The organism is Rhodococcus sp. R1101, from assembly GCF_000278445.1.
Taxonomy (GTDB): Bacteria; Actinomycetota; Actinomycetes; order Mycobacteriales; family Mycobacteriaceae; genus Rhodococcus; species Rhodococcus gordoniae.
Genome location: NZ_AJVB01000189.1, coordinates 1 through 6,986, shown reverse-complemented (window position 1 = coordinate 6,986; position 6,986 = coordinate 1). Strand labels below are relative to the sequence as shown.

Annotated in this window: 6 protein-coding genes; all 6 read right to left on the bottom strand. The window is 71.2% G+C overall.

The window, feature by feature from the left end:
* The coding region (locus tag R1101_RS0113085; protein WP_016933869.1) for a UDP-N-acetylglucosamine--N-acetylmuramyl-(pentapeptide) pyrophosphoryl-undecaprenol N-acetylglucosamine transferase at positions 1–624 on the bottom strand (624 nt) is incomplete at its 3' end.
* Positions 621–2,189 (bottom strand): putative lipid II flippase FtsW, encoded by a 1,569-nt coding sequence (ftsW, locus tag R1101_RS0113080; RefSeq protein ID WP_442969886.1) that lies wholly within the window; start codon positions 2,187–2,189, stop codon positions 621–623. The genes R1101_RS0113085 and ftsW, both read right to left, overlap by 4 nt.
* Positions 2,186–3,676: a UDP-N-acetylmuramoyl-L-alanine--D-glutamate ligase gene (gene murD / locus R1101_RS0113075; RefSeq protein ID WP_016933867.1), complete on the bottom strand. Its 1,491-nt coding sequence runs from the start codon at positions 3,674–3,676 to the stop codon at positions 2,186–2,188. The genes ftsW and murD overlap by 4 nt, the downstream gene beginning before the upstream one ends.
* Before the next feature lies 1 nt (position 3,677).
* Positions 3,678–4,757 (bottom strand): phospho-N-acetylmuramoyl-pentapeptide-transferase, encoded by a 1,080-nt coding sequence (mraY, locus tag R1101_RS0113070; RefSeq protein WP_016933866.1) that lies wholly within the window; start codon positions 4,755–4,757, stop codon positions 3,678–3,680.
* A complete protein-coding gene (locus tag R1101_RS0113065) occupies positions 4,754–6,298 on the bottom strand; it encodes a UDP-N-acetylmuramoyl-tripeptide--D-alanyl-D-alanine ligase (RefSeq protein WP_016933865.1) in 1,545 nt (514 codons plus the stop codon). Before R1101_RS0113065 ends, mraY begins: the two co-directional genes overlap by 4 nt.
* On the bottom strand, positions 6,295–6,986 hold a 692-nt coding region (locus R1101_RS26635; protein WP_016933864.1), incomplete at its 5' end, for a glutamate ligase domain-containing protein. The genes R1101_RS0113065 and R1101_RS26635, both read right to left, overlap by 4 nt.

The window sequence follows — 6,986 nt, the reverse complement described above, 5'->3', positions numbered from 1 at the left end:
GAACACGAGCAGGACGGGCACATCGTCGGGCAGACCGAAGTGCCGCCGTGCCTCCCCGCGCAGACCGGCGCGGTCGAGACCGGTGATGGACGAGCGGACCGGGATCCCCACGATCTGCGCGTCACCGCGCCGGACGATTCCCGAGTTCGGGACGGCGGCGAGCACGCGTTCCGCCCTCAGGGCTCCGATCCTGTTGGCGATACCCGCGCTCGCATTGGCCTCGTGGACGATCACGGGGATGCGACGGTGTCGACGCAGCGGACCGGCCTCGGCCGCGAGGTAGGCGGGCAACGCCACATATCCACCGAAACCGACGACGACATCCGCGTCGACCTCGTCGAGGATCTGCCGGGTGCGGCGCACCGACGCGACGACCCGGGCCGGCAGCTTCAGCAGGTCCACCGTCGGCTTGCGGGGCAGCGGCACGGGCGGGACGAGTTCGAGTGGGTAGCCGCGTCGCGGCACCAGGGTCGTCTCGAGTCCGCGCTCGGTGCCGAGCGCCGTGATCCGCGCATCGGGCACGAGTGCGCGGACGGCATCGGCCACCGCGAGCGCCGGTTCGATATGCCCGGCCGTACCACCTCCGGCCACCACCACCGACAGTGCCGGCCTCTCCCCACTCACCTACGGTTCCCTCGCTCTCCGCTTCGTCCGTTCGATCCGCGTGTCGTGCGGTTCGTCTGCTGCCGGCTGCGGGCCGGTTCCCGCGCGGGTTGCGCGCGCCGGGCCCGGCCGGTTCCGTCCGTCGGTTGCGCGCGGCCCGCGGACGCCCGCCGGTCCTGCGCCGCTCCACGTTGCCGTTCGTTCGGCGCCTGAGGCTGCCGCGTGCGCGACCCTCTACCCCCCGACGCTGCGGGAGCGGCCCGCTCGGGCGCCGCGACCCGCGATCGCGGCTGCCGCGAGGCGGCCGTACGCGCCGGTCTGCGACCGGGCCGGTACGCCTCCGGCTTGCGCAGACGCAGCAATCGCGCGAACCGGCCGTCCTGCCCTGCGTGCAGTGCGGCGATCGCCTCGGTTTCGTGCCTGGCCGCGTTCGCGATCAGCCCGAACATCAGCAAGGTGGTGGCCGTCGACGTGCCACCGGCCGACACGAGCGGCAACTGCAGACCGGTCACGGGTAGAAGCCCCACGACGTAACCGATGTTGATGAACGCCTGACCGATGATCCACGTCGTCGCCGTCGCGGTGAACAGACGCAGGAAGGGGTCGGCCGAGCGCATCGCGATGCGCAGTCCGACATAGGCGAACAGTCCGAACAGGCCGATGACGGCCACCCCGCCGAGGAAGCCGAGTTCCTCGCCGATGATCGCGAAGATGAAGTCGTTGTGGGCGTTGGGAAGATAGCTCCACTTCGCGCGGCTCTGGCCGAGCCCGCGACCCCACAGGCCGCCGTCCGCGAGGGAGAACTTCGCCTGTCGCGCCTGGTAACCGGCGCCCTGCGGATCGTCGCCGGGATTGAAGAAGGCCCGCACGCGCTGCGAGCGGTAACCGGCCGTCAGGGCCAGGATCACCGCGAGCGTACCGGCGGTGCCGACGATGCCGAGGAACACCTTGAGGGGTAGGCCCGCGAACCACAGCAGGGCCAGCACGATGATCACGATAGAGACGGTGGTGCCGAGGTCGGGCTGCAGCACGATCAGGCCGGTCACGAGCAGGGCCGCCGGGACGAGCGGGACGAGCATCTCGCGGAGGGTGGAGTTCTCGCCGCGGCGCGAGGCCAGCAGGTGCGCACCCCACACCGCGAGGGTGATCTTGGCGATCTCGGCCGGCTGCAGCGAGATGCCGGCGATGACGAACCAGCCCCGGGTGCCCTGGGAGAGGGTGCCGATGCCGGGGATGAGCACGAGCACCAGCAGCACGACCGAGAACGCGAACGCGGGGAAGGCGAACCGTCTCATCAGACGCACCGGGATCTGCAGCGCGATGTAGAAGATCACCATGCCGAGGGCGGCGAAGATCAACTGCGAGGTGAACAACCCGTAGGCCGACCCTGCCGCGGCCACCGCACCCACGCTCGACGACGACAGGACCATGACGAGTCCGAGCACGGTGAGCAACACGGCGATCGTCACCACGAGGTGGAAGGATGCGAGCGGCCGCGCCAACCAGGCTCCGAACCGGCCGCGGGCTCCCACCACCGGATCGTCGGAGCTCGCCCCCGACCGAGTCGCGCCTGCCCGAGAGGTCACCTGTGCGTCCCGCCCCCGCGGAGTTCCTCGACCGCGGACGCGAAGCTCCGGCCGCGTTCCGCGTAATCGGCGAACATGTCGAGCGACGCCGCAGCCGGGGCGAGCAGCACCGTCTCTCCCGCCGAGGCGAGAGCGGCCGCTTCCCGGACCGCCACGCGCATCGCGGTGGGACCGTCGGCGCCCGGCGCCGCGATCCTCGTCACCGGAGGCGTGTCGGTCTCGCTAGTCGAATCGGTCATCGCTTCATCGTCGCTCGTGTCCACCACGACGACCGGGACCTGCGGGGCGTGTCGCGTCAGCGCCTCGGCGATGTCGCCGGCATCGCGGCCGAGCAGCACGGCTCCGGACAGCCGCGGCGCCACCTCGGCGACCAGGTCGTCCACGCGGGCACCCTTGAGCAGACCACCGGCGATCCACACCACGCGGTCGCGCGCGAGGAGCGAACTGCGGGCCGCATGCGGGTTGGTCGCCTTCGAATCGTCGATGTAGTCGACACCGTCGACCTGCCCGACCGGCGCGGCGCGGTGCGGCCCCACGCGGTGCCGTCGCAGACCGTCGTGTACCGCCGATTCGGGCACGTCGATCGCCCGTGCGAGGGCGGCGGCCGCGAGGGCATCGGACAGTCCGGCAGGGCCGGGGGGCGTCACGTCGTCGACTCGGGCCAGCACGGCGGAATCCGCGAACGCCCGGTCGACCAGCAGTTCTCCGCTGATGCCGAGTTCGCCCTCCTGGGGGTACCCCAGCGTGAAACCCACGGTGACCACAGCCCGGGAACGATCCAGGAGACCGCCGGCGATCGGATCGTCGAGGCCGAGGACCCCGACGGCGCCGGTGAGCGCCCCGAGTTTGGCCTCGATGTAGTTCTCGATCCCGCCGTGCCAGTCGAGATGGTCCTCGGCGATGTTGAGCACGACACCGGCGTCGGGTCGCACCGACGGCGCCCAGTGCAGCTGGAAGGACGACAACTCCACGGCGAGGACGTCGGCGCGCGGGTCGTCGCGGCGCAGGGCGTCGAGCACCGGGAGACCGATGTTGCCGCACGCGACACTGCTGCGACCTGCGGCCTCGAGAATCGCGTGCACCATCATGGTCGTGGTGGTCTTGCCGTTCGTCCCGGTGACCACCAGCCACCGCCGGGCCGGCCCGTAGATCTCGGCGCGGTCGATGCGCCAGGACAGTTCGATGTCGCCCCAGATGGGCACCGCGGCGCCGGCCGCCCGCGACAGCAACGGCGCGTGGGGCGGGAATCCGGGACTCGTGACGACCAGGGCGAATTCGCGCAGCGCAGCGGAGTCGTCGACGAGCGTGTCGAGGTCGACCGTCCGCGCGCCGAGGGCCGCGCACTCGGCCAGTGCCCGCTCGTTGCGGTCCGTGACGGTGACGTGGGCACCGAGGTCGGTGAGCGGTTCGATCGTCGCGCGGCCGGACACTCCTGCGCCGGCGACGAGCACCGACTGCCCTCTGAGCCGTTCGAGTTCGTCGGTCATGTCAGTCCCCGATCGCCGCGAGGTACTCGCTGTAGAACAGTGCGAGGCCGATGGCCGAGGCGATGGCGGCGAGCAGCCAGAACCGGATGATCACCGTCGTCTCGGCCCATCCGCCGAGTTCGAAGTGGTGGTGGAAGGGCGCCATCCTGAACACCCGCCTGCGGCTGGATCGGAAGACCGCGACCTGGATGACCACCGACGCGGCCTCCGTGACGAAGAGCGCTCCGATGACCACCATGAGCAACTCGGTGCGGGTGGTGATGGACAGGCCGGCGAGCATGCCGCCGAGGGCGAGCGATCCGGTGTCGCCCATGAAGATCTTGGCGGGCGCGGCGTTCCACCACAGGAAGCCGATGCAGGCAGCGGCGCCGGCGGCGCACAGCAATGCGAGGTCGAGCGGGTCGCGGACGTCGTAGCAGCCGGCGGTCGGCTCCACTGCGCACGCGTTGCGGTACTGCCAGAAGGTGATGATGACGTAGGCGCCGAGCACCAGCGCCATGGAGCCGGCGGCGAGGCCGTCGAGGCCGTCGGTGAGGTTCACGGCGTTCGACCACGCGCTGACCAGGAGGTACACGAACAGGATGAAGACGATCGAACCCATCGAGACCGTGGCGATGTCGCGCACATAGGACAGATCGGTGCTGGCCGGGGTGAGGCCGTCCGCGTTGCGGAACTGCAGGGCGAGGATGCCGAAGGCCACCGCGACGACGAGCTGGCCCACCAGCTTGGCGGTCTTGTTCAGGCCCAGGTTGCGCTGCTTGCGGATCTTGATGAAGTCGTCGAGGAATCCGACGCCGCCGAGCGCCGTGGTCAGGCCGAGCACGAGCAGACCCGAGGCGGTAGGACCTTCGGCGTCGTATCCCATCCCGATGAGATGCGATCCCCAGTAGCCGGCCCACAGGCCGGCGAGGATGGCGACGCCTCCCATGGTCGGGGTGCCGCGCTTGGACTGGTGGCTCTGCGGGCCCTCGACCCGGATCTCCTGCCCGAAGCCCTGCCGGGAGAACATCTTGATCAGGACGGGGGTGAGCAGGATCGAGACTGCGAGCGCGATGCCCGCCGCGAACAGGATCTGTCTCACCGGGCGTCCTCCGTCCCCACAGCAGCGTCGTCGTTTCCGGTACCGGCCGGATCGTCCGCGAGGACGGCCTCGGCGACGGTCCACAGACCCACGGACTGCGATGCCTTCACCAGCACGATGTCGCCCGGCTGCAGTTCGTCGCGCAGCAACGCGATCGCGGCGTCGGCATCGGGTACGTGGCTCGCTTCCTCACCCCACGATCCTTCCATCACTGCCCCCTGGAACAGACCCCGGACCGGTCGCGTGGCCCCGACGGCGACGATTCGGGTGACGTCGAGGCGGACCGCGAGCCGTCCGATGGCGTCGTGGGCGACGACGGCGTCCTCACCGAGTTCGGCCATCTCCCCCAGCACCGCGAAGGTGCGTCGGCGATCGGGGCCCGACCGCGCCATCGTGACCAGGGCCTTCACCGCTGCTCGCATCGAGTCGGGGTTGGCGTTGTAGGCATCGTCGATGACGGTCACACCATCGGATCGGGTCTGCACGGCCATGCGATGGGCCGAGACGGGACCCGCCGTGGCGAGCGCCTCGGCGGCCTGCCGGACCGTTCCACCGCATTCCACGGCGACGGCGATCGCCGACAGGGCGTTGCCGACCTGATGTTCGCCGTGGACGGCCAGGCGCACGGGCACGCGCTGTTCCTGCCCGTCGACGCCGGGGACGACGGCGGTGAACGAGGCGCGCGCCTGATCGTCGAGGTGGATGTCCTCGGCGCGGTAGGCAGCGCCGGAACCGGTCCCGACGGTCACGACGCGACCGGTGGTGCGGGTCGCCATCTTCGACACGAGGGTGTCGTCGGCGTTGAGGATCGCGACTCCCCCGTCGGCGGCGCTGGGCAGGGCCTCGACGAGTTCGCCCTTGGTCTCGGCGATGACCTCCTGGGAGCCGAACTCACCGAGGTGGGCGGTGCCGACGTTGAGCACGACACCGATCCGCGGCGGGGCGATGCGGGCCAGGGCCGCGATGTGCCCGGGGCCGCGTGCCGACTTCTCGAGGACGAGGAAGCGAGTGGATGCGGTGGCGCGCAGGGCGGTCCACGGGTGGCCGAGTTCGTTGTTGAACGACCCGGGCGGGGCGACGACCTCACCGAGCGGTGCGAGCACGGCGGCGATCATGTCCTTCGTGGACGTCTTGCCCGCCGAACCGGTGACACCGACGACGGTGAGGCCGGCGTCGGTGAGCGTGTCCACCACGGTGCGGGCGAGCTTCGCGAGGCCGGCGAGCACGGCCGCGCCGGATCCGTCGCTGTCGTGTTCGAGCGCGAGGGCGTTGGTCTCGGTCGGCGGAATCGGCGGCACGACGATCGCGGGCACACCCACCGGCCGTGCGGCCAGGACCGCCACCGCACCGGCGGCGACGGCGGCCGCAGCGTGATCGTGCCCGTCCGAGCGCGCACCGGGCAACGCCAGGAACAGGCCGCCGGGACCGATCCGTCGCGAGTCGAACTCGACGGAACCGGTCACCTCGGCGGAAGGATCGTCGACGTCGTGCAGGGTGCCCCCGACGACCTCCGCGATCCGAGCCAGTGTCATCGGGATCATGCCTTGCCTCCGTGATGCGAACCGCCCGCAGCCGGCGGATGGTGACCGTCGGGTCCTGCGGTCCGGTACTTGTCGAGAGCTGCGCCGAGGACCTCGCGGTCGTCGAAGGGATACTTCACTCCCTCGATCTCCTGCCCCGTCTCGTGGCCCTTGCCGGCGACGAGGACGACGTCGCCCGGACGGGCCCACGCGACCGCGGCGTCGATCGCCGCGGCGCGGTCGCCGATCTCGAGGATCTCACCGCGTTCGGCGGCCGGCACGGAGTGCGCACCGTCGAGGACGGCAGCGCGGATGGCGGCGGGGTTCTCGGTTCGTGGGTTGTCGTCGGTCACGACGACCAGATCGGCGGCCCGCGCCGCAACCTCGCCCATGATCGGCCGCTTCGTCCGGTCGCGGTCGCCGCCCGCACCGACGACGACGGCGATGCGTCCCTCGGTCGCGGCGCGCAGGGTGCCGATGACCGCGTCGAGGGCGGCAGGCTTGTGGGCGTAGTCGACGACGGCGAGGAAGTCCTGTCCGCGTTCGACCCGTTCGACCCGGCCGGGCACCGCGACGTCGGCGATACCGCGGATCGCGGCGTCGATGTCGGCACCCACCTCGGCGCAGAGCGCCACGGCGAGGGCGGCGTTGGTGACGTTGTAGCGGCCCGGCAGGCCGACGGTGGCGCGGCGGGCGATCCCGTCCGGAC